Here is a 26,132-nt window from a genome sequence, read left to right on the forward strand (position 1 = left end):
ACCGCTCATCCCCGGTAGCCGAGCCGTCCTCTGGTTCCGACCAGCACGAGCAGGCAGGTGACGACCGCACCGGAGGCCATCGCGGTCATCGCCAGGTCCGGGTCGATCGTCGGGAACATCTCCGACCACATGATCGTGGCGAAGTTGTTCACGCTCACGTGCAGCAGCATCGCCAGCGGCAGGCTCTCCCCCGTGCGGTTGAACACCCAGGTCATGACGACGTTGAACGCGATGCAGAAGACGGCGAACGCCACCGGCAGGCTCCAGTGCGCGTGCGGCCAGCGGCCCCATTCGGTGAGGAACAGCGGCAGGTGCCACACCGCCCACAGCGGGCCGAGCACCATCGAACCGGCCAGCGGACCGAACCGGCGCTGCAACCGGGGCAGCGCGAAGTCCCGCCAGCCCGGTTCCTCCGCCAGCCCCGTCGTGATCATCTGGATGAGCAGCCCGGGGACGTAGGCGGCGAGCGCCAGCATCGACGGCGCGTGCACCTCCCCGCCGGAGAAGGCGTACCCGGCGGCCAGCATCGTCACCGGCACGCCCAGCAGCGTGATCGCGTACCAGTGCCAGCGCACCCGCCAGCGCCACATCCGGCCGATCCACCGGCGCAGCCCGGCGCGCCCGTCGGCGACGGCCGTCACCAGCAGCGCGGAGGCGATCGGGCCGAGGTAGGCGCCGGGCAGCACGCCGAGCAGCTGGCTGGTGCCGAGCACCTCGGGGAAGCGGAAGTCCCACACCCCGACCCCGTTGCGGGACAGGATGTAGGGCACCCAGGCCAGCCAGCTCAACGCGTTGGCGAGCAGGAAGAAGCTCAGCATCGGACGGCGGCGGATCAGCCCGCGCAGTCCCCTGATCGGTTCCGCGGTCTCCCCCGCGGTGATCTCTGTCGTGGTCACGTCCCCGACTCAACCAGCGGGCCCCACCTCCGCTCGAGCCTCGAAGGATCGAACCCCGCCGCCTCCACCCAAAGTTGCAAGCGGCGCGCGAGTCCGCTGCGGACGCGTTTCGGGCCACCTCCTTCCCGCCGGGGTGCACAGGTCCAGCGGGCCTGGCACCACCCCGGACGCGTGGCCGACCGCGGTGCCGGACTCCTCGGGCCGGTCCACGGAGTACCGGTGCTCGCCGCGCACGCCCGCTCCGACCGGCACGCGGTGGACGAGCACCGACCGGACTCCGCCACGAGGGATGTCCCGAAATCGGCGCCCGTGCGGTTCGGCGCACCGCGCGGCCGGGGACGATCGCGAGCGGGACCTGATCACGCGACCCCGGAACGGAGCGTCATGCGACGAGAGCTCTCCCGCAGGCGGCTGGGCCTGCTGCTGGCCGCGGCCGGCACCGGTCTGGCCGGATGCGGCCTCCGCGAACCCGGCGCCGGACCCGAACCCGTCGATGCGGCCGCAGCCGACCGCGCCGCACGGCCCGGCCTGCCGGACGGCGCGCTGGGCGCGAACTTCAACGGCGCCCCGGACGTCGTCACCTTCCCCGAGCTGCGGGCCATCGACGCGAGCTGGCTGCGCGGCTTCCACGTGGTGGACGCCGCCGACCGCGCCGATCCCGCGCAGCGGCCCGAGATCCGGCTGCTGCTCGACGCCTCGGACCGCGGCTACGGCACCGCGATGTCGCTGAAGTTCCAGAACTCCGGGCGCCCGCTGCCCCGCCCCGGCACGCCGGAGCTGGCCGCCGACCTCGCCCGGCTCGACGCGGTGCTGTCCACCGTGCTGGACCGGATCGACCTGCTGTGCATCGGCAACGAACCGTTCCTGGAGACCCGGAAAGCCGACCGCGGCAGCAGGCTCAACGAGTACTACGAGGCGCTGGCCCGGCACGTCATCGACCGCAGGCGGCGGGACTTCGGCGCGGACTGCCGCACCCGGCTGTTCCTGGGGGCGCTGAACCACCTGGACCGGCCGGGCGGGCAGACCGCCGCCACGGCCCGCTGGCTCGACTTCGCCCGGCGCACCCCGGAGCTGGAGGGCGTGGACATCCACCCGCACGTGGACGATCCGGCGGGCTGCGGCACCTACCTCGACTACGTGCTGCCGAAGCTGCGCCCGGACCAGCGCATCCTGGTCACCGAGTTCTCACTGGTGCTGTTCTGGAAGTCGAAGCTCCGCGAACCGGTGGCGGCCGAGTACGCCCGGCGCTACGGGCTACCCGGAGGCACCCGGGTGTGGCAGGCGGTGCAGGCGGCGATCGACTCCCCGGTGCCGCAGCGGCAGTGGGACGACCTGTGCGCGACGAGCCGCTGGTACGCGGCGCACGACCACTTCCTGCAGGCGCAGGTGGAGCGGTTCCGCGCGACCGGTCGGCTGGCGCTGGCCACCTACGGCGTCGCGCAGGACACCCCGATGGTGCAGGACTTCGGGCCGGACAAGACGCCGTGGCTGTTCAACAGCATCTTCGCGTCGAAGACCGTGCAGCCGGCCCCGGACGGGCTGCCGGGCCGCGGCCACGGCTGGTTCGAGCAGTTCCGGGCCCTGCAGCGGGAGCAGGACCGCAGGCCGGTCCGCTAGCGGGCCGGGCTCGTCGGCCTGAACCCGCAGGTCGACGAGCTCGCGGTTGCCGGGCCGTCCGATCTGCTGTACATGTACCTACATGTATAAACAGGTCTCGCCGGGGAAGCGGCAGCAGATCGTCGACACCCTCGCGCAGCGCATCCGCGACGGGCACTACCGGCTCGGCGAGAAGCTGGACGGCGAACTGCGCCTCGCCGAGGAGTTCGAGGTCTCCCGCGGGACCGTCCGGCAGGCGCTCAACGAGCTCCAGCACCTGCGGCTCATCGCCACCGAGAGCGGGCGCGGCTCCTTCGTCATCTTCAACGGGCACCAGCTCAGCCAGGACCGCGGCTGGGCCCAATCCCTCGCCGACAGCGGCAGCGAGATCACCGTCGCCGTCCTCGGCCTCGAACGCGTGGAGCGCGCCGACGTGCCGCTGCTGCCGCCCGAGGTCCGGCTCGAACGGGGCATCGCGATCCGCCGCGTCCGCATCCTGCGCTCCGCCGACGGCGTCGAACCGATCTCCTTCGAGTGCTCCACCGTGCCCGCCGAAGGCACCCTCGGACAGCTGCCGGAGACCGGGCTGGTGAAGGGCTCGATCTCGCAGACCCTCGCCCAGGCCGGATACCTGCTGACCCGCGGCACGCAGCGCGCCGACGTGCACTGGCTGGACGAGCGGGAAGCCGGGATCCTGCACCGCGAGACGGGCAGCGCGTTCCTGCGCACCGCCCGCACCTCGTTCACCGACGACGGCCGGTTCGCCGAGCACGTCGTCTCGCTGCTCGACCCGCGGTACTTCACCCTCGCGCTGAACTTCGGCGACCAGCGATGAGCGCGGGCCCCGACTTCGACCGCGCGCACGGCGCCCTGCTCGGGCTCGCCATCGGCGACGCCCTCGGCATGCCCACCCAATCCATGCCGCGCGACCTGGTCCGCGCCCGGTACGGCCGGATCGAGGACTTCACCGACGGCGCGGCCGACCAGCCGATCGCGCCCGGGATGCCCGCGGGCTCCGTCACCGACGACACCGACCAGGCGATGATCGTCGCCCGGCTGGTCGCCGACGGCGGCGGCAGCATCGACCCGCACGCCTTCGCCAAGGAACTGATCGCCTGGGAGCAGGTGATGGTGGCGCGCGGCTCGCTGGACCTGCTCGGGCCGTCCACCAACGCCGCCCTGGCGAAGTTGCAGGCGGGCTCCCCCATCGAGGAGACCGGCCGCTACGGGACCACGAACGGCGCCGCGATGCGCATCGCGCCGGTCGGCATCGCGCACGTGCCCGGCGAGGGCCTGCTCGACGCGGTCGTCGAGGCCAGCCGCGTCACGCACAACACCGGGCTCGGCATCTCCGCGGCCGCCGCGATCGCCGCCGCCGTGTCCGCGGGCGTCGGCGGCGCGGACGTCGGCGATGCGCTCGCGGCCGCCACCACCGCGGCCCGCGACGGCGAGTCGCGCGGGCACTGGGTAGCCGGCGGTTCGATCCCCGCCCGGCTGGAGGCCTTCCGCGCGCAGGCGCGGCGGCTCGGCACCGCGGAGTTCGAGACCTTCCTCTACGAAGTGGTCGGCACCTCGGTGCAGTCGCAGGAGTCGGTCGTCGCGGCCCTCCTGCTCGTCGAACGCGGCGCCGACGCGCCGTTCGAAGCGCTGTGCACCGCGGCCTCCCTCGGCGGCGACACCGACACCGTCGCCGCCATGGCCGGAGCCGTGCTGGGCGCCGTGCACGGCACCGCCGCGTTCCCCGAAGCGGCGGTCCACCGGGTCCTGGCGGTCAACGCCCTGGAACCGGCACCACTCGCGCGGCGGCTCCTCGCCGTGCGGCGATCGTCAACGGAGATGATGAGGTGACCCCTGTGTCCGAGACCGGATCCCCGGCGGCGAGCGCGCCGGAAGCACCCCCGGCCGGCGCGCTCGGTGCGGTGGAGCAGCGCGGCATCGAGCCGGTGCCCGCCGCCGAGCGCACCGGGAATCCGCTGCAGCTGTTCTGGGTGTGGTTCGCCGCGAACATCTCCGTGGTCGGCATGCCCCTCGGCGTCAGCCTCGTCGCCCTCGGCCTGTCCGCGTGGCAGGCGGTGCTCGTCGCGTTCCTCGGCTCGTTCGGATCCTTCGCCGTCGTCGGCCTGATCTCCGTCGCCGGACGTCGCGGCGGCGCGCCGAGCCTCACCCTGTCCCGCGCCCTCTTCGGCACTCGCGGCAACGCGGGGCCGACCGCGGTCGCGCTGATCTCGCGGCTCGGCTGGGAGACGGTGAACACCGCCACGGCCGCGCTCGCCATCGTCACCATCGTCTCGCTGCTCACGGGCACCGGCGGGGACGCGAAGTCCGCGCCGATCGTCGCCGTCGTCGGGGTGGCGCTGTTCGTCGGGTTCACCGTCGCCGTCTCCGGGATGGGCCACGCCGCGATCCTCGTCGTGCAGAAGTGGTCCACCTGGATCTTCGGGGCCGCGAACCTGGTCATCCTCGGATTCCTGGTCGTCAACATCGAGTGGGCGGAGGTCGGCCGCGCCCCCGGCGGGGATCTCGCCGCGGTGCTGACCGGGATCGGGACCATCGTCGCGGGCACCGGCATCGGCTGGGCGAACTCGGGGGCGGACATGGCCCGCTACCAGGCGTCGACGGTGCGGGCGGTGCCGCTGGTGATGTCCGCGTCCGCGGGGGCGGGCATCCCGCTGGTCGTCATGATCGGCATGGGATCGGTGCTCGGCTCGTCCGATCCGGCGATCGCCACGTCCGCGAACCCGCTGGACGCGATCCGCGACACGCTGCCGCTGCCGGTCGCCGTGGGCTACATGCTGATCTCGTTCGTCGGGCTGCTGCTGTCGAACCACCTGTCGGTGTACTCGGCGGGGCTGACCACGCTCACCCTCGGGCTGCGGGTGAAGCGGGTGTACGCGGTGATCGTGGACGTGGTGGTCACGACGGTCGCCTCGCTGCTGTTCCTGCTGGTCGCGGACGGTTTCTACGGGCCGTTCACCACGTTCATCTCGTTGCTGGCCGTGCCGATCTCGGCGTGGGTGGGGATCTTCCTGGTCGACATGCTGCGGCGCCGCGAGTACGACCCGGTGGCGCTGATGGACCTGACGTCGCGCAGCGCCTACCACTACCGCGGCGGGGTGCGGTGGGTCGCGTTCGGCCCGTGGCTGGCCGCCATCGTCTTCGCCGCGCTGTTCATGCAGGTCACGCCGGGCGACGTGCCGTGGTACACCGGGCCGCTGCACGACAGCTGGATCGGTGTGAACGGCATGGCATGGCTGGCCGCGGCCGTCGTCGGCGGGCTGCTGTACGCCGTGTTCGGCCTGCGCTCCGCGGCGGGTCCGCGGTGAGCGGGCGCGTCATCCACACCGGGCAGGGCGTCGTGGACCTGGTGCTGCGGGTGCCCGCGGTGCCCGCGCCGGGCGGCGACGTGTTCGCCTCCGGGCACGAGTTCCTCGCGGGCGGCGGGGTGAACGTCATGCTCGCCGCCGCGCGCGACGGGGCCCGCGTCGTGTACGCGGGCGGGCACGGGACCGGGCCGTTCGGAGACGTGGTGCGGGCGGCGCTCGGCGCCGAGGGCGTGGAGCTCACCGCACCGGCCGATCCGCACCGGGACACCGGGTTCAGCATCGCGCTCGTCGACGACGGCGCGGAGCGGACGTTCGCCTCCACCGCCGGAGCGGAGTCCGAAGTGGACGCCGAGCAGCTGCGCCGCACCGGACCTGGCGACGAGGACGTCGTGTACGCGTCCGGCTATTCCCTCGTGCACGACGCCAACCGCGCCGCGTTGCTGGAGTGGTTGCCGACCGCCCCGGGCCGCGTCGTCGTCGATCCCGCCCCCGTGATCGACGACGCCGACCTCGACGCGGTGCGCGTGCTGCTGGACCGCGCCGACGTGTGGACCACGAACGAGCGCGAAGCGCGCATCCTGTTGCGGCGCTTGGGATTCGAGCCACCCGACGATCCGGCGGCGGTCGCTGCCGCGCTCGCCACCGGCATCGGCCGCACGGTGGTGCTGCGCGCCGGACCGCGCGGGGCACTGCTCACGCGGCCCGGTGGCGACGGGCTGTGGTGCCCCTCCCCCGCGGTCGACGCGGTGGACACCAACGGCGCGGGCGACGCGCACGCCGGGGTGATGTGCGCGCGGCTGGCCGCCGGTGCCGACCTCGAATCCGCGGTCCGGCGGGCGGGCATCGCGGCCGCGCTCGCGGTCACCCGCTCCGGCCCCGCCACCGCGCCCACCGCCGCGGAGGTCGACGCGGTGGTCCGCACCGGTCGGGTCCGGTAGCAGGCCGCCGCGTCGTCGTGCAGTACCGCGTCGTCGTGCGGAAGTCCGGGACGTCGCGCGGTGGTCCCGGGCGTCGCGGCGGCCCGCGGCGTCCTGCGGCAGTTCGGGGCGGCCACCGCGGCGACTCCTGGATCGGTGTCCGCGAACGGCCACCGGGGCGGTGCGGCCGGAGCGGGCGCAGGCCTCAGCAGCCGAGGCGGGTCGCGAGCTCGGCGGCGGAGGTCGCGGCGATGTCGCAGGTGACGTCGGCGGCGCGGTCCGCTTCGCGGTGCGGCCCCTTCTCCCCCGGGCGTTCCAGGAACGCGGTGCGCAGCCCGGCGGCGCGCGCCCCGTCGACGTCCCAGCGGTGCGCGGCGACCAGCAGCAGCCGGTGCGGTTCGACGTCCAACAGCCGAGCGGTGGTCAGGTACGCGGCCGGGGACGGCTTGTAGCTGCGGGCGAGTTCGGCGGAGGTGATCGCGTCGACGGTCAGCTCGGCGGCCTTGAGCAGGTCGGTCAGCAACCGGAACCCGCCGTTGGACAGCGCCACCACCACGTAGCGGGTGCGCAGCCGGGCGAGCAGGTCCGCGCTGTCCGGCCAGGCGGGCAGCCGGTGCCAGGCGCGCACCAGCCGCGCCCGGTCGGCCTCGCCCACCGCCTCGGCGATCCCGCGCTCGGCGAGCAGCTCGTCCAGCGATTCGCGGTGCAGCGCGTCCAGGGTGGCCCACTCCCGTTCACCGCGGTCGACGCGCGCCATCGCGGGCAGGTAGCGGTCCCGCCAGGAATCGGCGAACCCCGCCGGGTCGAGCGCCACACCGCGATCCGCGAAGACGGCGCCGACCTGCTCGGTGATGCCGGTGCGCCAATCCACCACGGTGCCGAAGATGTCGAACGCCACCACCTGCACGTCGTCGAGCATGCCGCCTCCTCGCCGGTCGTCGCGGATTCGCCGACCTACCAGTCACACCACGTTCCGGAGCTCGGCGCAAGCGGCGAACGACTTCTGGTTGTGGCGGCGGAGACCCGGGGCGTCCGCGCCCCGGCGTGCTCCTGAAGTGGGCCGGGGTGCCGAAGCCGTCCTTCCCGGCGGCCGCGGCGGCCGAGTGCGGTTCGAGAAGAATGCGAGCACCTTCTTTTCACCCTTCCCGCTCTCCTTTTCACCCTGAAGACGCATCAAGTCACATATTTCCGTGCCGCACATCACATTTCGGCCGGCTGCGCCCCGGACAGGCGTTCTGGCACGATCGACCCAGCAAGCATTTCTGGGGCTCACACGGGGGATGACGTGATGCGGCGGAAATCCGGGATGCCTCGACGAGGCATTCCGCTCCGCATTCGCACCCTCACTTCGCGCTGAACGGGAAGCGCCCTTCCGCCGACGGCGAAAGCGCCATTCCCCGCACCTCCCGACATCTTTCTCCATCGAATCCGCTTCATCCGTGGGGGGTAAGATCGACATGCCGGTTCTCGGCTCACTCTTCCGCGCTTCCGAAGGCGCACCAGGAACAGCGGAACACTTCCTCGACTTCGCCCGTACCGCCGGGGCGGAGGACTTCCCGTGCGTGTTCGCCCCGCAGGCGTTCCGCAGGGACGAATTGCTCTTCGGCCACGGCGACGTCCGCGGCCCGCACGCGGTCGTCCACCTGATGGACCTCGCCGTCGACGCCATCGCGGCGAACCCGGACCAGGTGGTGGTCCTGTGGCTCGACGGCATCGAATCGGACTCGTTGGACGAGGACTGCGCGACCGCGCGGGAACTGCTGCTGACCCTGCTCCGGGAGGGCGGCGCGTGGCCGTCCGACGCGCCCACCGATCCGAAGGATCCGAACTGGAACTTCTGGTATCGCGGTATCGACTTCTTCATCAACATCAGCACCCGGCACCACGTTCGCCGGCGCAGCAGGAATCTCGGAAAGTGCTTCACCTTGGTGGTGCAATCCCGGGCCAGCTTCGACCGGCTGCCGCGACGCGCCGCGGCGGCGCGAACCACCATCCGGGAGCGGCTGGTCGAATATGATGGCGTTCCGCCTTCTCCCCACCTCGGCACTCACGGCGAGGCTCCGGAACTGCCGCAATTCTCCCTGGGCGACACCAATACCTGCCCCTACCTCCCGATGACCGGCGAAGACCTCGACAACGAGCAGGAGCGGAACGAGCCGACATGACCGCGAAAATTCGGGAACGGCCGGATGCCGATCGCCGCGGCGTGAGCAGAGCACTGGGGCTGGTGGTCATCGGTTCGGTGGGGATCCAGACCTCCTCGGCCGTGGCGTCCGGCCTGTTCGACCCGATCGGCCCCATGGCGGTGAGCTCGCTGCGCATGAGCATCGCCGCGGTCCTGCTCTGCCTCGTGTTCCGCCCGCGGCTCCGCGGCCGGAGCAGGAGCGAGTGGGCGGGCGTCCTCGGGTACGGCATCGCGATGGCGGCGATGAACATCTGCCTCTACTCCGCGATCGACCGGATTCCGCTCGGCATCGCGGTCACCCTCGAGTTCCTCGGCCCGTGCGCGGTGGCGCTGTTCACCTCCCGGCGCGTCCGGGAAGGGCTGTGCGCGCTGGCCGCGCTGGCGGGCGTCGTCCTGATCTCCGGCCCTGGCGGGTACTTCAACGCCGCGGGCTTCGCGTTCGGGCTGGGTGCCGCGTTCTTCTTCGCCCTCTACACGCTGGCGGCGGAGCGGGTCGGCAAGTCCGACGAGGGCCTCTCCGGGCTCGCCTTGTCGACGGTCGTCGCCGCGGTCGTGTCGCTGCCCTTCGGGGTGGGCGCCGCGGCTTCGGTCACCGGGCACCAGTGGCTGGTGCTCGCGATCTCGGCGGTGATCGGAGTGGCCATTCCCTACGCCGTCGACACCGTGGCCGCGCGGGTGTCCTCGGCCCGCGTGATCGGAACCCTGTTCAGCATGGACCCGGTCGTGGGCTCGTTGATCGGCCTCCTGCTGCTGCACCAGGCGATCGGCACCGCGGCCCTGCTCGGCATCGCGCTCGTCGTGGTGTCCGGCGCTTCGATCGTCTGGATGTCGGAACCCGCGGAACCGGACGCGGCGGCCGCCGCGGGCTGACGGCGCCGAGCCTCCTCGGCGGCACGTTCACGGCGATGCCGTCCTCGCGCCGACCTGTCGCGGAGCTACCGGTCGCGGGTGCCGCGGTGGAGTTCCTCGACGAACTGGACAGCGGGAGCGGTGGGGTTCTCCGCGGTGGCGACGGCGATGCTGCGGGTCAGCGTCGGGGTGCACGGCACGTGCCGCACCCCGGGCGGGCAGGGCGTCCGCGCGATGCGCGGGATGAGCGCGACGGCGAGGCCCGCGGCGACGGCGGACAACTGCGTCGCGTAGTCGGTCGCGCAGTAAGGCACGTCGGCGTCGAGGGAGTGCGCGCGCAGCGTCTGCACCAGCGCTTCGTGCGCTTCGGTGCCCGGTGGCGAGCTGGCCCACCGCTGCCCGCGCAGTTCGCCGAGGTGCACGGTGGACCGCTGCGCCAGCGGGTGGCCGTCCGGCACGGCGAGCTGGACGTCCTCGGCGAGCAGTTCGGTGAGCGCGACGCCGGGCGGCATCCGGGCGGGCAGGCTCGTCCAGCTCTCCAGCACCACGGCGTCCAACCGACCGGCCCGCAGCGCGGGGATCAGTTCGATGACCTCGCCGTCGCGCACGCTCGGGCTCACCCGCGGGTGCTGTTCGGTGAGCGCGCGCAGCGCGTCGTGCACGAAGGAGCGCAGCGCGCTGGGCACGGCACCGATGCGCAGCGGCCCGATGAGCTGCTCGTGGAAGTCGGCGAGGTCGCGCTCCACGTCCTGGACCGCGGTCGAGACGGTGCGCGCGGCGGCGGCGAGCACGTGCCCGGCGGCGGTGAGCCGGATGCCGCGCCCGTCCGGCTCCACCAGCCTGCAGTCGATCTCCCGCTCCAGCTTGCGCACGTGCTGCGACACCGCGGGCCGCGTGAGGTGCAGCGCTTCCGCGGCGGCGGTGATCGACACGTGTTCGGCGACCGCGGCGAACACCCGCAGCCGTTCCCAGCTCATCACGTCAGCGAGGCTAACGCGTCGGGGTAAGAACTGGTCAATGGTGTTTCTCGGTCGCGACTGCGACCGTGGAAGTCATGGTCCTCGATCGCATGGCGCCCTCCCCTGCCCGCACCCGCACCGCCCGGCCGGTCCCCGCACCGGTGCTGCTGGTCGTGGCGGGGGCGGGGTGCCTGTCCGGGTCGGCGCTGTTCGTGAAGCTCGCCGAGGTCGGGGCGGGCACCGCGGCGTTCCTGCGCTGCGCGATCGCGCTCGTGGCGCTGGTGCCGCTGGCCGTGCGCGAGCACCGCGGGCACGGCCCGCTGGACCCCGCGTTGCAGCGCTGGGCGGTGGCCTCGGGCGTCCTGCTCGGGCTGGACTACGTGCTGTGGACGCAGAGCATCCTCGACGTGGGCGCGGGAATCGCGACCGTGCTGAACAACGTGCAGGTCATCGCGTTCCCGCTGCTGGCGCTGGTGTTCGGCGGCACGCCGATCGCGCGGCGCTTCCTGCTCGCCTGCCCGGTGCTGATCGCCGGGATCGCGCTGACCAGCGGCCTGCTCGCGCCGGGCGCGCAGTCGGCGCACCAGGGGCGCGGGGTGCTGCTGGGCGTGGCGTCCGGGGTCGCCTACGCCGGATACCTGCACCTCAACCGGCTCTCGGGGCATCGCAGCCCGCGGCACGTGGTGGCGCCGGTGTGCCTGGCGACGGCGGCCGCCGCGGTGGTGACGGGTGGCGTCGGCGCGGTCACCACCGGGATCTCGGTGGACCTGCCCGCGCCGTCCTGGCTGTGGCTCGTGCTGCTGGCGCTGGTGGGCCAGGTCGCCGCGTGGCTGCTGCTGGCGGCGGGCGGGCGCGGGCTCGCGCCGGGCACGTCGGCGTCGTTGCTGCTGCTGCAGCCGGTGCTGGCGGTCGGGCTGGGTGTGCTGGTGCTGCACGAGTCCCCGACCGCGGTGCAGCTGGCCGGGTGCGCGGCCGTGGTCGTCGCCGTGTGGTTCGCGAACCGGCCGGGTCGATCCACATAGGACTTCCGGCGGCGCACGGCCCGGACATCCGCTGCGGGCGACCGGACTCGTCGCACGACGGGTGGTGCTCGCGCGTCCCGGCCGGTGGACGGACGGCGGCAGGCACCGCGCTCGCACCGGAAGCGCAACGGCGCCTCGCCGGAATCCGATTCCGCTGCGGTGTCGGGGAATTCTTCCTGCGAACCTGTCGTTACCGGTTCGGATCAGCGCAGCGGCAACGAGAGGACGCCTGGGATGACGACGTGCCGGATCGAGAACCGCGAAGTCCAGCGGCCGCACGACACGACGATCCGGTACGCGGTCACCGGCCCAGCCGACGGACCCGTCCTGGTGCTGCTGCACGGCTGGGGCTGCGACCGCACCGACTTCGACGGGGTGATCGGCTTCCTCCCCGGGCACCACCGGGTCCTCGCGATCGATCTCGCCGAGCACGGCGAATCCCGATCCGCGCGGGAGACCTTCACGATCGCGGAGTTCGCCCGCGACGTCGCCGCCGTGCTCGCCGCCGAAGCGGTGGAGAGCTGCATCGTCGCCGGGCACTCGATGGGCGGCGCGGTGGCCGTCGAGACCGCCCGGCAGCTGCCCGACGTCGTCTCGCGCGTGATCGCGCTGGACGCGCTGCACTACCTGTCGCTGTTCCCCGCGCAGGACGAGCAGCGGATCGACGCGGTGGTGCGGGCGTTCGGCTCGGACTTCACCGCGGCCACGCGGGCGATGGTCGCGGGCGGGTCTCCCGAGGGCACCGATCCGGCGGTGCAGGACGGCTACGTCCGGCGGATGTCGGCCGTGCGCAGGCCCGCCGGCCTGCACGCGATCGAAGGCCTGGTGCGCTGGGACATGGATGCCGCGCTGCGCGAAGTCCGGCAGCCGATCACGGTGTTCGCGGTCCGCGAGATCCTCGCGCCGGAGGCCGTCGAGCGCTACGGCGACCGCCTCCGCATCGTGCCCGTCGACCTGGGCAGCCACCACTTCCACGTCGAATCACCGGAGGCCACGGCCGCCCTGCTCGCCGACGGGTGACCTGGCGGGGACGGGTGGTGCGGCAGGGACGGATGATCCGGCGGGACGTGCGACCGAGCGGGGACGGGTGACCCGGCGGGGCCGGGCGCTCGGCCTGCCGGACGCGTCCACCCTGCTCCGCCGGTCTCCACCCCGGCCCTGACGGCACGCCGCAGAGCGCGGAAGGCCTGGCGGTGCGGCCGACCTGGGCGGCGACGCGCTCCTGGCCGGATCCGGTGCGGCACTCCCGGCTGCGCGGTTCGGGAGCACCGGCGCGGAACCCGGGCCGCGGGACCGACGACGCGTCGACGCCGCGGCCGGAGATCCGTTCCGCTGCGGTCAGCGACGAAGGCCGGGCCCGGCCGCCCGCCCGTCGTCGCCCGATGACCCCGGCGCCAGCACGCCCTGCACCGCGTTCCCGACCAGTTCGACCAGGGTCTCCCGGTCCGCTCCGGTGAGCGCGGGCACGCCGACGATGCCGCGCCCCACCACGAGCCCGACCAGCATCGAGGCCGCGATGCCCGCCCGGAGCTCCGCGTCGTCGATGGCGCGGGACGCGGTGGCCGCGACGATCAGCCGTTCCTGGAGGAATTCGCGCAGCTGCTCGTTGGCCCGGTCGTCGACGATGGCCGCCCGGAGCATGGCCATGAGCGGCTCCGAGCTGCGCGCGTCCTCCTCCCACACCGCCAGGAACGCCCGGACCACCCGTTCGCCGAGGCCGTCCTCGGTTCCCTCGAAGGCGATGCTGAAGCGCTCCAGGGCGTCCGGCGGGACGGACATCACCGCCGCGAACAGCCCGCTCTTCGATCGGAAGAACTGCATCACCAGCGACGCGTCGACCCCGGCGTCGGCCGCCACCCGCCGGATCGTCGTCGCGGCGAAGCCGTCGGCCGCGAACCGGGCGCGGGCCGCGTCGAGGATCGCCTGCCGGGTCGTGTTCGCCCCCGGCCGACGTCCGCGGCGCGCCGTGGTGGCGGGATTCGGGTGCTCGGTCATGTCGGCAAGGTACCGCCCGAATCCTGATATCAACATGTGTTGAGTTCTTGGCCGGGCGAACCTACGCTCGCGGCAGGGCCGGAACCCGCCCCGCGGACGACGAGACGTGAGGAGCCCACCATGAGCGACGATCCGAAGATCTTCATGCCGTCGCACCCCCTGCCGGGTGACAGGAGCGGCGTCCTCAGCGACTTCGACCCCGGCACCCGCACCCTGCCCGCCGGTTTCCGGATCGCGCCGCCCTTCCGCCCGCTGCCGGTCGAGGTCGTGCTGGAGAAGGACGTCGCGGTCGTGTTGCGCGACGGCGTGACGATCTACGTCGACGTGCTCCGCCCCGCGGGCGCGGAACCGGTGCCGGTGATCGTGGCGTGGAGCCCGTACGGCAAGGGCCAGGGCACCTCCGCCAGCGTGCAGGGCGTGTTCGGCATGGTCGGGCTGGACGACGGGATCGTGTCCGGCCTGGAGAAGTTCGAAGGCCCCGACCCGGCGTACTGGTGCGCGCAGGGCTACGCGATCTGCAACCCGGACATCCGGGGCGTCGTCGACGGCGAAGGGGACAGCGTCCTGTGGGACCGCCAGGAGGGCAGGGACTGCTACGACCTGATCGAGTGGCTGGCCGTCCAGGAGTGGTGCACCGGCAAGGTCGGGATGAGCGGCACCTCGTACCTCGCGGTGTCGCAGTGGTTCACCGCGGCCGAGCAGCCTCCGCACCTGGCGGCGATCAACCCGTGGGAAGGCGTGAGCGACGTCTACCGCGATCTGGTGCTGCGCGGCGGCATGCCCGACACCGGATTCGCCCGGCAGCTGCGGGACAACAGCTTCTTCGGCCGGAACCGGAAGGAGGACGTCCTCGCCGAGGCCGAGCACCACCCGCTCGTGGACGAGCTGTGGGAGGACAAGATCCCGCGCTTCGACCGGATCACCACGCCGGCCTACGTCGTGGCGAGCTACTCGAACACGCTGCACACCGCGGGCACGTTCCGGGCCTGGCGCCGGATGGCCTCGGACGACAAGTGGCTGCGCATCCACAACTCCCAGGAATGGCCCGACTACTACGACGAGGACAACCGGGAGGACCTGCGCCGGTTCTTCGACCACTTCCTCAAAGGCGCGGACAACGGGTGGGAGCGGACGCCGCGCGTGCGCTACGCCGTGCTCGACCTCGAAGGCGGGGACCAGGTGAACCTCCCCGCGGAGCAGTTCCCGCCGGCGGACGTGGTGTCCACGAAGTACTACCTCGACGGCCGCACGCGCGCGCTGTCCACGGAGGCGCCGGCGAGCGAGTCCGCGGTGGAGTACGACGCGGAGTCGAACCCCGGATCGGTCTCCTTCCTGGTCCGCTTCGACGCGGAGACCACGCTGGTCGGCTACCCCAAGGCGCGGCTGCGGGTCGAGGCGAAGGGCTCCGACGACATGGACCTGTTCGTGCTCGTCCAGAAGCTCGACGCCCAGGGCACGCCGCTGCAGAACTTCACGGTGCCCAACCAGGGCGCGCAGGTGCACGACGTCACCGAGCACGGCGCCTCGATCCTGCGGTACAAGGGATCCGACGGGCGCCTGCGCGTGTCGATGCGCCACCTCGACGAGGCGCTGTCGACCGACGCGGTGCCCGCGCACAGCTTCGACCGCGTCGAGAAGCTCGCCCCCGGCGAGGCCGTCGACGTCGAGATCGACCTGCTCCCGATCGGCCTCGCGTTCCACCCCGGCGAGCAGCTCCGCTTCATCATCAGCGGCCGCAACCTGCTGGGGACGATGATGCCCGGCATCCGCGAGTACGTCCCCGCCAACACCGGACGGCACGTCGTGCACACCGGCGGCGAACACGCCTCCTACCTGCAACTGCCCGTCCAGGCGCGGTAGCACCCGGGACCCCGCACGACGGCAGGCGGCGCACCGGTGCGGGTGCCGCGAAGACCGAGACCGCCGGGGCCGTCCGGCCCACCGGTCCGAGAGGACGACGCATGCGCACGACCACCAGCACCGGCGTCCGGCTGCTCCGATCGACCGACCCCGTCGAGCACCTGACGGCGGCCCGCACGCCCGCCGGGGTCCGGGTGGCCGGGCGGAAGGTCGTCTGACGCCACCGCGACGCGATCGGCCCGCGCACCGGAGCCCCACCGGCCGAACCCGAGACCCGCGGCCGCCGTGCCGCAGCACCGGAAGGAACAGCCGCATGGCACGAGTCCACATCGGACAGGGAGTCCTCGCGGGTTCCGAGCACGACGGCATCTTCCGATTCCTCGGCATCCCCTACGCGGCGCCTCCGGTCGGCGAGCTGCGGTGGGCACCACCGACGCCGCCCGAGCCCTGGGGCGGCGTCCGCGACGCCACCGCCTTCGGCCCGCCCGCCGTGCAGATCGCCGACACCGGAATCGACTTCGGGGCCCCGCAGAACGAGGACTGCCTGCACCTCAACGTCTGGACCTCCAGCCTGGACCCGGCGGCCCACCAGCCGGTCATGGTCTGGATCCACGGCGGCGGTTTCCTCGGCGGTTCCTCGTCCATGCCGGAGTACTCCGGCGCCGACTTGGCGCGCCGCGGCGTCACCGTCGTGTCGTTCAACTACCGGCTCGGCGGGTTCGGCTTCCTCAGCCACCCCGAGATCGGCGCCAACGCCGCGGTGCTCGACTGGGTCGCCGCGTTGGCGTGGGTCGCGGCCGACATCAGCGCGTTCGGCGGCGATCCGGGCAACGTGACGGTCTTCGGCCAGTCCGCCGGTGCCGCCGCGGCCCGAACGCTGCTGTCGACCCCGGCGGCCCGCGGCCTGTTCCACCGGGCCATCGTGCAGAGCGCCGGTTTCGAGGACTACGCGGTTCCCCCGTCGCCCTCCTACGACCGGATCACCGAGGCGAGCGAGCAGCTGTTCGACCGGTTGGGCACCCGGGACGTCGGCGAGCTGCGCAGCCTGCCCGCGCGGCAGGTGCGCGAGGCGTCGTTCGCGCTGGCCGGAACGCCGCCTGCCGGGCAGCTGCACACGCCCGCCGACCTCGTCTGGTACCCCACGGCCGACGGCTCGGTCGTCCCGGACGACCGCCCCTGCGACGTACCCGTCCTGTTCGGGTGGACGCAGCACGAAGCGCGGTTCTTCCACCGGCCCGCGGGTCAGTACGCCCGCCCCGATCTCGACCCGGCCGAGATCTACACCCCGGAGACGCTCGGCACCATGGCCCGCGCTCTGGCCGGTTCCCGCGCGGACGAGGTCCTGGCCCGCTTCGCCGCGAACGGACGTGCGCCCTACGACGCGCTCGCCGAGCTCACCACCGCCGCCATCTGGGCGGAACCGGCGTGGGAGACCTACCGGCGCTTCGCGGGGCTCGGCCGCGAGGCGTACGCGTACCACTTCACCCGCGTCGCGCCGGGCGCCCGCCGCTCGGGACTGCTCGCCGCGCACATGGCCGAGCTCGCCTACCTCTTCGGCCTGCCGACCGGCGGAACCGAGTACGACGAGGTCGACGTCGACGTGTCCGACGCCGTGCAGCACGCCTGGACCGAGTTCGCCCGCACCGGCGTCCCGCGGCACCGGGACGGCACGGCGTGGCCGAGCTGCGACGCGGCGGCGCCCCGCCACACCGTCATCGGCGACGAAGCGCGCAGCGCACCGGTCGACATCGGCCCGATCGCCGCGGAGATCAACTCGGTGCGGCGGCCGAACCGCGCTCGGTAGGCACCGGGTCCGGAGCCTGCCGATCTCCCGCCCTGGTCGGCGGATCCGCCCGACGGCGGCCCGACGGGACGATCAACGACGCGCTGTTCGAGGTCATCGGCGGGGCTCTGGTCATCGGCGCAGATCCCGGTCATCGCCGCAGGCCCCGGTCATCGGCGCAGATCCTCCCCACCGATCACCGCAGCCCCGTGCGCCCCGGCCGGGGGACGACCACACTACGATCTCGTGCCCGCGGCGCCGGACCACCGGTTTCCGACGGCGCACCCGGGCACGTCCTGACGCACCGCGAAGGAGCACTCCCCATGTCCTCCCCCTTGTTCCGCAACGACGCCGAGCGTCCCGCCGAGTTCGGCCGGATCTACCCGCTGGACCCGGAGTGGCTCGCGAAGGCCCCCGCGGAGGAGGTGCTGTTCCCCGAACTGCCGATCGTCGACCCGCACCACCACCTGTGGGACCTGCCCGGATACCGCTACCTGCTCGACGAGTTCACCGCGGACACCTCGTCCGGGCACCACGTCGTCGGCACCGTCTTCGCCGAATGCCTCGCCGGTTACCGCCCGGACGGCCCGGAGTCGCTGCGCCCGGTCGGTGAGACCGAGTTCGCCACCGCCCTGGCCGACGAAGCGGCGTCCGACGACGCCCGACCCGACGTGGCGGCCGGCGTCATCGGCTTCGCCGACCTCCGGCTCGGCGACGCCGTCGAGGAAGTCCTGCAGGAGCACGTGCGGGCGGGGCGCGGGCGGTTCAAGGGCATCCGGTTCGCGACGAGCTGGGACGACGACCCGGTCATCGAGAACAGCCACACCGGCAGCGCCCCGCACCTGCTCGCGGATCCTGTGGTGCGCAAGGGAATGGCGAAGCTGCGCGACCTCGGGCTCAGCCTCGACACCTGGGTCTTCTTCCCCCAGCTCGACGACGTGGCCGCGGCGGCCGACGCGGTGCCCGACCTGTCCTTCGTCCTCGACCACTGCGGCGGCCCCCTCGGGTACGGGCGCTACGCCGGGCGCACCGACGAGGACTTCGCCACCTGGCGCCGCGGGGTGCGCGCGGTCGCCGAACGCCCCAACACCACCTGCAAGCTGGGGGGTCTCGTCGCCCGCCTCGCCGCGTTCGACTACCGCACCGCCGAACGGCCCCCGTCCTCGGTCGAACTCGCCGAGCTCTGGCGCCCGTGGATCGAAACCTGCATCGACGCGTTCGGCCCCGACCGGTGCATGTTCGAGAGCAACTACCCCGTGGACGCGGTCGGCGTCCCCTACCGGACGCTGTGGAACACCTTCAAGCGCATCACCGAGCCGATGACGGACTCCGAGCGCACCGACCTCTTCGCGGGCACCGCCCGCCGCGTGTACGACCTCTGACCACCGGGGCGGGACGCCCGGCGGTCCCGCCCGTCCCCGTTCACCGAGCCGGAGCGAGCGCAGGCGGATCCGACGGCGCCGGAGGCCTCCCCGCACCTCGACGCGCGGAAGGGGACGTGCGGGAAACCGCTCCGGTGAACGGGATCGAACCAAGTCCACAGCGGACGCCCGTTCGACACCGGCGGCGGCTCGCCGGGCAGGCCGATGGAGGGCCTGCCCGGAGCGCTCCCGCCGGTGGGACGGCCGTACCGCCGTCCCCCGACCTAGTCGGACCCGGGCTCCCCCTCCGGGTCCCGCGGTCCCCGGCCGGTCGGCATCGATCACGGGGCGCCGGTCACCACCCCCGCTACTCGATGCCGAAGTCGTGGGTGACGTCCACGCCGCCGTTGCCGAACGAGCCCCCGACGGCCCACGGCGTGGTGTGGGCGTGGCCCTGGCCGTCGAGCTGGAGCGAGTACTTGCCCTTGGCGGTGATGCCGTCGAACCGGTAGTGCCCGTTCTCGTCGGTGACCGCGGTCCCGCCCTCGGGGAAGCTGACCGCGCCGAAGTTCACCTCGAACCCGGCGGCGCCGGCTTCCCCCTCCTGCTGCACGCCGTCACCGTTGGCGTCGAAGAACACGGTCCCGGACAGCGAGCTGGTCGGTTCCTCGGCGTAGGCGGGAACGCCGACGGCCGCCAGCAACAGCGGTGCCGCGATGGCACCGGCCACAACACTTCGCACAACGTCCTCCTGCACGAGGGACGGCGACCCGCGCCGTCGTTCTCATGGCCGCGCACCGCGACCGGATGTCATTCCTAGGACGTCCCCGCCGCCGAGCGGTTGCCCGCGATCACGATCTTCGTGCCGCGGTCGCGCGTCGCGTGTCGCGGCGACGGCACGGGTCGCGGCTCGCGCGTGGCCGCGGAGACCGCCCGCGATGATCCCGCCGGATCGAGTGCGGTGCGGTCTCGACCGGCCACCCGAGAAGGCCGAGGCGGGCGCAGTCGGCACCGGAGGCGAACACGCACAACGTCGTGACGGCGTGCCGTCACCTGCGCAACGCGACTCGAGCGATCACCGGCTCGCCGCTTGTTCGACCAGGGCGACGGCCGCGCGCGGGTCGTCGACTTCGACCACCAGGCGGGCGAAGCGCTCGTCGTCGGTCAATTCCACGACCACGGCCTTCTGCGCGTCGCGCACGGCCCAGAAGACCTTCTCGCCGTTCTGGTGGAAGGTGCCCGCCGTGATCAGCCCCGGCACGTGCGTGCCCGGCGCCCGGATCCCCTTGGGCTCGCCCAGAATGCCCGGGTCCATCGTGGCGCCCCGCACGTGCGCCAGTGGAATGGTCAGCTTGCTCTTGTGCGCCCACAGCTTGTCCAGTCCTGTCATCTCCACGACCAGGTCCTGGCCCTGCACGCTGATTACCGCCACGTCAGATCTCCTTCGCTATGACCGGTCGCCGGCGCAGCCAACGCCCCAGCAGCGCCTCGGTGGCACGTGGATCACCCGTCGCCTCGTCCAGCTCCGCGAAGATCGACGACACCAGGTCGGCGACCTCAGGATCGTCGGGCGCCCGATCGACCGCGGCCACCAGCAGCAGGTCCCACTCCGGCACGTGATCGGGCCGAGCCGCCCGGCCCAGGTGCGGGCGGACCTCGTGCTCGACGTGGTGGCGCAACGCGGCCAGGTACAAGCCGCGCTTGCTGCCGAACACGCCGTAGAGGCTGTTGCGGTGCACCCCGAGCCCGGTGACCAGGTCATCGACGGAGACCCCGTCGTAGGCGCGGCGAGCGAACAGATCCGCCGCCGCCGCCACGACCTCGTCCACGTCGAAAGACCGCCGCCGTCCCATGCAGCGACCGTAGCTTTTTCGGGAACGTTCAGTCAAGAACGATCGGTCATGAAAACCGCGCACGCCGGTCCAGCCCTGGATCAGCCCGATGCCGTGGTCGTCGAGCGGAGCCGCCCCTCCAGCTCCGCGTTGCGCAGCCCGAGGACCTGGAACCCACCCATCAGCACCCCGAGCAGCACTTCGAGGCCACAAAGGACACGTGAGGAAGGCGGCAGGGAGCGCGCCCGGGAGCGGCAGCCCCCACGTTGAACTCAAGGATGAGAACGGGCAGCGGATCGACCCGCAAGGCAACCCCGTGACCAGGAAGAGCCTCGGCGACCACACACCGATCGAATGGGACTGGTGATCATGGACCATTCAGAGACCCCCCGGGTTGGCCACCCACTACCTCGAAGACGGCTTCGTCCGGGTGCGGCTGCCGCGACCTTGTCGCTTACGCCCGGTCGCGGCGGTGGCCTGCCGGGACCGGTGAGCGCCAGCGAGTCGCACGCCAGGCAGACCACCGGCCGCTTGGCTCGGCTCGCATACAGCGACAGGCGACCCCGCAGGGCCGCCCTTGTTCGAACAGGCGGACCGCGACCGTAGGGATCTATGCAGGCGGGCGCGCTTCCGCCAAGATCGCGCCGGCTCGACCTCCAGTCTGATGACCAGAACGACGAGTGCCCACCTGGGGAACCGTGCGGGGCAGGTCGGAGATGGCCGCGCACTGGCCGGCCACCTGATCCGGCAGGTGCCACCGGTTCTGATCACCTCGAGGGACCGCGCGCACCTGCCACCCGGCCAGCGCGGGGGAACACGGCGAGGGGAAGATCTGAGCAATGCAGTGGCTCGGCCGCCGTCGCGGAGCCGAGCGCGGCGAGCTCGAGATCGAGAACAGGTTGGAACATGACGCAGCCGGACCAGACGACGGACGGCAGCTCACGCGCTGGGCAACTGCGCGTGCTGGTCGTAGAGGACGATCACACGGTGGCCCAGGTGATCTCCGACTACCTGCAGCGGGCCGACTACAGCCCGGTGGTCGTCTCGGACGGCGTGGTCGGCCTGGAACTGGCCCACCAGATGGCACCTGATCTCGTGATCCTCGACGTGATGCTCCCCGGCTTGAACGGCATCCAGGTCTTGCAGCAGCTGCGCACTCGCAGTCAGGTTCCGGTGATCATGCTCACCTCGCTGGGCGCCGAGGACGACCGGCTGCGCGGACTGGGGGCCGGCGCCGACGACTACCTGACCAAACCGTTCAGCCCGCGCGAGCTGGTGATGCGGGTGCAGGCCGTGCTGCGCCGGACCACCACGATGCCGCTCAACCCGGCCAACTCGGTGGTGCGGGTGGGCGACCTGGAGGTGGACCGGGCCGCGCGCGTGGTCAGCAAGGCCGGGCGGAAGCTGACGATGACGAACAAGGAGTTCGAGCTCCTGGTCTTCCTGCTTGACAACCCAGGCCGGGTGTTCCGCCGGGACGAACTGCTGCGCGAGGTGTGGTCCTACGACTTCGGAGATGCCTCCACGGTCACGGTGCACGTGCGGCGGTTGCGGGCCAAGACCGAGGACGATCCCGCGCGCCCCACAGCGCTCGTGACCGTGTGGGGTGTCGGATACCGATTCGATCCACCGGGCGGGTCCGGAGCACCCCGGTGAACCCGGTGGTGATCGCGCTGATCGCGATCTGCGAATCGGTCGGGATCGGCCTGATCGGCGCGGTGGTGCTGCGCGTGCTCCGGCGGCACTCCGTCGAGGTGTCCCTGGTCGCCGTCGTCGTGATCACCGTGTGCGCGCTGAACGCGAGCACGTTCACCATCGTGCTGGTGGCGCAGACGGATCAGCTGCCCGCATCGACGAACCTGGCGGCGAACCTCGTGTCCGGCATTGTCTCCATCGGGATCGGATTGGTGCTCGGCCGCTCGGTCGTGCGGGGGAGTCGGCAGCTGACCGACGCCGCGCGCGCGTTCGGCCAGAACCAGCGGTTCCAGCTGGCCGATGACCCACCGACCGCGGAGCTGGCCGAGCTGGCCCGGGAATTGCGCGTGACCAGCGCCAAGCTCGCGGAGTCCCGCAACCGCGAACAGGCCGTGGAGGCGTCCCGGCGGCAGCTGGTCGCGTGGATCTCGCACGACCTGCGCAGCCCGCTGGCCCGCTTGCGGGCGATGACCGAGTCCCTCGAGGACGGCGTCGCCGACGACGTGCCGGGCTACTGCCGCAAGATCCGCGGCGATGCCGATCGGCTGACCGGCATGGTCGACGACCTCTTCGAGCTCTCCCAGCTCCAGGCCGGAACCTTGCGCTTGACGCTGCGGGAGGTGGCGCTCGACGACCTGCTCAGCGATGTGGTGGCCGGACTCGACGTGCTGGCCGACCAGCGCTCGATCCGGCTGCGGCCGAACCGCGTCGAGCCGGTGACCGCCGCGGTGGACGAACGGACGATGACCCGGGTGTTCAACAACCTGCTGATGAACGCGATGCAGTACGGGCCGGCGAACACGACGGTGTCGATCGACGTGCTGGCCGAGCACGGCTGGGCGATGGTCTGGATCTCCGACCAGTGTGGCGGGATCCCGCCGGAGAACCTGAGCTCGGTGTTCGACGTGGGCTGGCGAGGCCGGCAACGCGCACCCGGCGCCGAGCGGGGCGGCGGGCTCGGGCTGTCCATCGCGCAGGGGGTCGTGCGGGCTCACGGAGGCAACGTGTCGGTGCGCAACGTACCGGGCGGATGCCGTTTCGAGGTCCGGTTGCCGCTGCGCGCAGGCTGAGCCGCTCGACTCGGCGACACCGAGAAACCCGCGAAAGGAGGCATTCCGCCGGGCATCCCGGTCACCGAACATTTCACGGACACCTCGCGCGACGGTTGAAAACTTCCTGAACTGCCGCGCGGCGAACAGCATCGAATGGGCTCCTCGAAACCACCCGTCGTGCATTCTTCGCGAATCACGAACAACGGTTCCTGCGAATTCGGCCGGCCGATCGCGACCCGGCCACCTCCGCGATCCGGTTCGTCCCGGCCGCCTCCCCGAACGACGTCCACCGTGGACGTTCACACCCCTCGCCGGACGCACGAACGTAACCATGCCGCTGCGGCATTCTTCGTGCACCGCCCCGATTCGGCCCCGACCCGCAGCTCCGGCCGCAGGCCCGAACCCGGGACCAGCGCGTCCGCATCCGAGGTGGACCACGAGGTGCGCCCCCTACCCCGCGAAACCCGACCGCACCGGCGAGTACACCAGAAGGAGCAACGTAGTTCCTACTCACGCGGCAGCCCGCGCGAAGAGGCGTCAACCGTGCGTAATGCCCGGTCCGAACAGTGGTAAATTCGAATCTGAATGGACCAATAGCGCGTCGTGGAGGTGTCCAGTGCCGCTGTTCTCGGTCAACGATCAGTCCAGGCATTCTCCGAGTGGACGCGATTCCGCAGAGACCGCCGGGTGGGTCGGGGCCGACGATGCTCCGACCACCCCCCTGCCCAGGATTCGCTCCCGGGGCGGTGATCGGAAGCGCTTGGCGGTCGTCTGCCTCCTCGGAGCCGCACTGCTCGCGACGCCGATCGTGCTGGTCGGCTTGTTCGTGCCGAACGCGGTGAACTTGGACGACCTGAGCCTCCCCGGCTCACCGGTCGCACCGCTCGAGGAACGCACGCCGGCCGACGAGTTCCAGCCCGGCTACGGGAGGGAACCCGCCGCGCGGGCGATCCTGGACGGCAAGTGGCGATTGACCCACCTCGCCAGGAGCAAGCAGGGCACCGTGGCGCGAACCCACCAGCTCACGCCCGCGCAGGACGACATGGCCGGGTGGACCGACCTCGGCGGGAACGCCGCCGGGAATCCGGTGGCCGTGCTCGACTCGCACAAGCGGATGGCGGCGTTCGTGGTCGGCACCGACGGCTCGCTGTCGTACAACCCGCAGGTGGAAGCGGACGCCCCGGAGCCGGGCACGTGGCAGGACCTCGGTGGTGCGCAGCTGATCGGCACGCCCGCGGCGGCGCAGGACGCCACGGGAAGGCTGCACGTGTTCGCGCGGTCCGCCGCGGGAGGGCTCTGGGAGACCCACGAGAGCCGGGCGGGCGAGGGCGGTTGGACCGGACTTCGGGAGATCCCCGGGCCTCCGATTCAAGACGATCCGGCCGTGCACATCGACTCCCAGCACACGTTGAAGGTCTTCGCGCTGGGCAGCGACGGAGTGGTGCGGACGCACTCGCAGGCCGTCCTCGGTGGGGACGAGTGGGATCCGGCGCAGGAGGTGCCCGGCATCGCGGCCATCTCACCGGCAGTGATCGTCGACGAGTTCGGCAAGATGCACTTGTTCGCGCAAGGCATCAACGGCGAGATCCTGCAGAGCACCGAACGCGACGCGGTGACCAATGTCTGGAGCGGGTGGCGGACCTGGCGGCAGTGGCGCACCGAACCCGGCACGTTCGCCGATCGGCCGATGGTCGCCATGGGCGCCACGGGGATTCTGGTGGTGTTCACCCGGGACGCGAACGGAGCGGTCTACGAGAGCTGGCAGGCCGAGTCGCAACGTTCCAGGTGGTTCACCTGGCAGCCCCACGAAGGCGATGTCGCCGAGCTGACCGCCGCGGTGAAGGACTCCGCCGGGAAGATGGTCGTGTACGCGATCGCCAGGGACGGAACCCTGACGCGCACCCGCCAGGACAGCCCCTCGAGCGGGCCGTGGCACGAGTGGGCCACGGACCTCGGCGGCGAGCTCAACATCACCACGACCAGCTGAGCCTCCGCATGCACCACGCCGTCGGCGTTTCCCGGCAGGTCGTCGAGGTCGGCCCGACGGCTCCGGCCGCGCTTTCGCCGTGGAACGAGTGGAGATTTCGCCGCCTGCCCACGCGGTCGCGGCGTGCCGTTGCGCCCGTGCACCTCGGAACCCCGTGACGTCGGCACCGGCATCAGCCGGTGCGCACGGGCTGCTCCTGTTCACCGGCCCCACGTCCGGCCTCGGACGCGAACGCGTCCTCGATCGCCGCCGCCTCGATCCGCATCGACGCCGGAGCACCCGGATTCAGCAGCACGTCGAGTCCTGCCTCCGGCAGCCCGCCGGCCAGTTCGTCGACGGTCACCTCCACCCACCGCGCGTCCGGTACGCGGCGCTGGTGCGCCGGGGACGTGGCCACCAGGACGGAGAGCGCGTCGTCCGGGGACTTGGTCACCACCGCCTTGCCCTCCGCATCGACCGCCAGCCCCAGCACCACCTGCGACAGCCGCTCCAGCACCTCGGCGCCGTCGACGCGGTCCTCGACCGCCAGTTGCAGAGCGGCGTCGACCGGATCGGTCGGCAGGCCCGGCCGGGACGGTTCGTAGCTCGGATTGGCCCGGAACAGGGCCGTCTCACCGTCGCCCTCGACGAACCAGCCACCGACGACGGCCGCGGCGGGCGGCGGCTCCTCCTGGTCCTCCCAGGCGGGGTCGAGCAGGAAGAACCAGCGGTCGCCCTCCCCGAACTCGGCGCGCCGGGCGGCGTCGGCCAGCGCATCCTCCCAGACCTGGTCGTCGGTCCTGGCCTGGTCGTTCACTTCGGTCTCCTAGTACTCGATCCG

General features: G+C 72.3%; 23 protein-coding genes. 15 read left to right on the forward strand and 8 right to left on the reverse strand.

What is annotated here, in order from left to right; translation table 11 throughout:
• Nucleotides 1–5: 5 nt before the first annotated feature.
• Nucleotides 6–896: a CPBP family intramembrane glutamic endopeptidase gene (locus ABZ805_RS03535; protein ID WP_358433704.1), complete on the reverse strand. Its 891-nt coding sequence runs from the start codon at nt 894–896 to the stop codon at nt 6–8.
• A 384-nt stretch (nt 897–1,280) separates the two neighbouring features.
• On the opposite strand from ABZ805_RS03535, the gene ABZ805_RS03540 reads away from it, so the two are divergent.
• The 5 genes from ABZ805_RS03540 (at nt 1,281) to ABZ805_RS03560 (ending at nt 6,753) form a co-directional block, all read left to right on the forward strand.
• On the forward strand, nt 1,281–2,513 hold the full coding sequence (locus ABZ805_RS03540) for a hypothetical protein (RefSeq protein ID WP_358433707.1): 1,233 nt from the start codon (nt 1,281–1,283) through the stop codon (nt 2,511–2,513).
• An 82-nt stretch (nt 2,514–2,595) separates the two neighbouring features.
• Nucleotides 2,596–3,327 (forward strand): GntR family transcriptional regulator, encoded by a 732-nt coding sequence (locus tag ABZ805_RS03545; protein ID WP_358433710.1) that lies wholly within the window; start codon nt 2,596–2,598, stop codon nt 3,325–3,327.
• Nucleotides 3,324–4,340 (forward strand): ADP-ribosylglycohydrolase family protein, encoded by a 1,017-nt coding sequence (locus ABZ805_RS03550; protein ID WP_358433713.1) that lies wholly within the window; start codon nt 3,324–3,326, stop codon nt 4,338–4,340. Before ABZ805_RS03545 ends, ABZ805_RS03550 begins: the two co-directional genes overlap by 4 nt.
• A gap of 5 nt (nt 4,341–4,345) precedes the next feature.
• Complete coding sequence (locus ABZ805_RS03555; RefSeq protein ID WP_358433716.1) at nt 4,346–5,815, forward strand: cytosine permease; 1,470 nt, start codon at nt 4,346–4,348, stop codon at nt 5,813–5,815.
• The gene (locus tag ABZ805_RS03560; RefSeq protein ID WP_358433719.1) at nt 5,812–6,753 is read left to right on the forward strand and encodes a PfkB family carbohydrate kinase; all 942 of its coding nucleotides are present in this window, start codon (nt 5,812–5,814) and stop codon (nt 6,751–6,753) included. Before ABZ805_RS03555 ends, ABZ805_RS03560 begins: the two co-directional genes overlap by 4 nt.
• Nucleotides 6,754–6,937: 184 nt before the next feature.
• Here the strand turns inward: ABZ805_RS03560 and ABZ805_RS03565 are convergent, their stop codons facing one another.
• The gene (locus ABZ805_RS03565) at nt 6,938–7,651 is read right to left on the reverse strand and encodes a haloacid dehalogenase type II (protein ID WP_358433722.1); all 714 of its coding nucleotides are present in this window, start codon (nt 7,649–7,651) and stop codon (nt 6,938–6,940) included.
• A 520-nt stretch (nt 7,652–8,171) separates the two neighbouring features.
• Here ABZ805_RS03565 and ABZ805_RS03570 point away from each other — a divergent pair.
• Both ABZ805_RS03570 and ABZ805_RS03575 read left to right on the forward strand, forming a co-directional pair.
• Entirely contained in the window at nt 8,172–8,897 is a 726-nt protein-coding gene (locus ABZ805_RS03570) for a YqcI/YcgG family protein (RefSeq protein ID WP_358433725.1), read from the forward strand.
• A gap of 41 nt (nt 8,898–8,938) precedes the next feature.
• Nucleotides 8,939–9,787, forward strand: coding sequence for an EamA family transporter (locus ABZ805_RS03575; protein ID WP_358433728.1), 849 nt, complete (start codon nt 8,939–8,941; stop codon nt 9,785–9,787).
• 65 nt (nt 9,788–9,852) lie between these two features.
• Here the strand turns inward: ABZ805_RS03575 and ABZ805_RS03580 are convergent, their stop codons facing one another.
• Nucleotides 9,853–10,743: a LysR family transcriptional regulator gene (locus ABZ805_RS03580; protein ID WP_358433871.1), complete on the reverse strand. Its 891-nt coding sequence runs from the start codon at nt 10,741–10,743 to the stop codon at nt 9,853–9,855.
• A 77-nt stretch (nt 10,744–10,820) separates the two neighbouring features.
• Between ABZ805_RS03580 and ABZ805_RS03585 the strand changes: the two genes are divergently transcribed.
• On the forward strand, nt 10,821–11,747 hold the full coding sequence (locus ABZ805_RS03585) for a DMT family transporter (protein WP_358433731.1): 927 nt from the start codon (nt 10,821–10,823) through the stop codon (nt 11,745–11,747).
• A 234-nt stretch (nt 11,748–11,981) separates the two neighbouring features.
• Complete coding sequence (locus ABZ805_RS03590; RefSeq protein ID WP_358433734.1) at nt 11,982–12,767, forward strand: alpha/beta hydrolase; 786 nt, start codon at nt 11,982–11,984, stop codon at nt 12,765–12,767.
• 318 nt (nt 12,768–13,085) lie between these two features.
• Here the strand turns inward: ABZ805_RS03590 and ABZ805_RS03595 are convergent, their stop codons facing one another.
• Nucleotides 13,086–13,742 carry a TetR family transcriptional regulator gene (locus ABZ805_RS03595; RefSeq protein ID WP_358433737.1) on the reverse strand — a complete coding sequence of 219 codons (657 nt, stop codon included), beginning with the start codon at nt 13,740–13,742 and terminating at the stop codon, nt 13,086–13,088.
• Nucleotides 13,743–13,862: 120 nt separating this feature from the next.
• On the opposite strand from ABZ805_RS03595, the gene ABZ805_RS03600 reads away from it, so the two are divergent.
• The 3 genes from ABZ805_RS03600 (at nt 13,863) to ABZ805_RS03610 (ending at nt 18,767) form a co-directional block, all read left to right on the forward strand.
• Nucleotides 13,863–15,602 (forward strand): CocE/NonD family hydrolase, encoded by a 1,740-nt coding sequence (locus ABZ805_RS03600; RefSeq protein WP_358433740.1) that lies wholly within the window; start codon nt 13,863–13,865, stop codon nt 15,600–15,602.
• Between the two features lie 313 nt (nt 15,603–15,915).
• Entirely contained in the window at nt 15,916–17,406 is a 1,491-nt protein-coding gene (locus ABZ805_RS03605; protein ID WP_358433743.1) for a carboxylesterase family protein, read from the forward strand.
• A gap of 302 nt (nt 17,407–17,708) precedes the next feature.
• Nucleotides 17,709–18,767: an amidohydrolase family protein gene (locus ABZ805_RS03610; protein ID WP_358433745.1), complete on the forward strand. Its 1,059-nt coding sequence runs from the start codon at nt 17,709–17,711 to the stop codon at nt 18,765–18,767.
• Between the two features lie 346 nt (nt 18,768–19,113).
• Here the strand turns inward: ABZ805_RS03610 and ABZ805_RS03615 are convergent, their stop codons facing one another.
• The 3 genes from ABZ805_RS03615 to ABZ805_RS03625 all read right to left on the reverse strand — a co-directional run bounded on the left by ABZ805_RS03615 (nt 19,114) and on the right by ABZ805_RS03625 (nt 20,599).
• Nucleotides 19,114–19,488, reverse strand: a complete 375-nt coding sequence (locus tag ABZ805_RS03615) for an SdrD B-like domain-containing protein (RefSeq protein ID WP_358433748.1) — start codon at nt 19,486–19,488, stop codon at nt 19,114–19,116.
• 333 nt (nt 19,489–19,821) lie between these two features.
• A complete protein-coding gene (locus ABZ805_RS03620) occupies nt 19,822–20,178 on the reverse strand; it encodes a hypothetical protein (RefSeq protein ID WP_358433751.1) in 357 nt (118 codons plus the stop codon).
• A gap of 1 nt (nt 20,179) precedes the next feature.
• On the reverse strand, nt 20,180–20,599 hold the full coding sequence (locus ABZ805_RS03625; protein WP_358433754.1) for a TetR family transcriptional regulator: 420 nt from the start codon (nt 20,597–20,599) through the stop codon (nt 20,180–20,182).
• A gap of 885 nt (nt 20,600–21,484) precedes the next feature.
• On the opposite strand from ABZ805_RS03625, the gene ABZ805_RS03630 reads away from it, so the two are divergent.
• The 3 genes from ABZ805_RS03630 (at nt 21,485) to ABZ805_RS03640 (ending at nt 25,312) form a co-directional block, all read left to right on the forward strand.
• Nucleotides 21,485–22,234: a response regulator transcription factor gene (locus ABZ805_RS03630; protein WP_358433757.1), complete on the forward strand. Its 750-nt coding sequence runs from the start codon at nt 21,485–21,487 to the stop codon at nt 22,232–22,234.
• Nucleotides 22,231–23,343, forward strand: coding sequence for a HAMP domain-containing sensor histidine kinase (locus ABZ805_RS03635; RefSeq protein WP_358433760.1), 1,113 nt, complete (start codon nt 22,231–22,233; stop codon nt 23,341–23,343). The genes ABZ805_RS03630 and ABZ805_RS03635 overlap by 4 nt, the downstream gene beginning before the upstream one ends.
• A gap of 742 nt (nt 23,344–24,085) precedes the next feature.
• On the forward strand, nt 24,086–25,312 hold the full coding sequence (locus tag ABZ805_RS03640; RefSeq protein WP_358433762.1) for a hypothetical protein: 1,227 nt from the start codon (nt 24,086–24,088) through the stop codon (nt 25,310–25,312).
• A 172-nt stretch (nt 25,313–25,484) separates the two neighbouring features.
• On the opposite strand, the gene ABZ805_RS03645 is transcribed toward ABZ805_RS03640, so the two are convergent.
• Entirely contained in the window at nt 25,485–26,108 is a 624-nt protein-coding gene (locus tag ABZ805_RS03645; RefSeq protein ID WP_358433765.1) for a type VII secretion system-associated protein, read from the reverse strand.
• Between the last annotated feature and the right edge of the window lie 24 nt (nt 26,109–26,132).

The sequence above is a fragment of the Saccharopolyspora sp. NPDC047091 genome, from assembly GCF_040643635.1.
GTDB lineage: Bacteria > Actinomycetota > Actinomycetes > Mycobacteriales > Pseudonocardiaceae > Saccharopolyspora_C.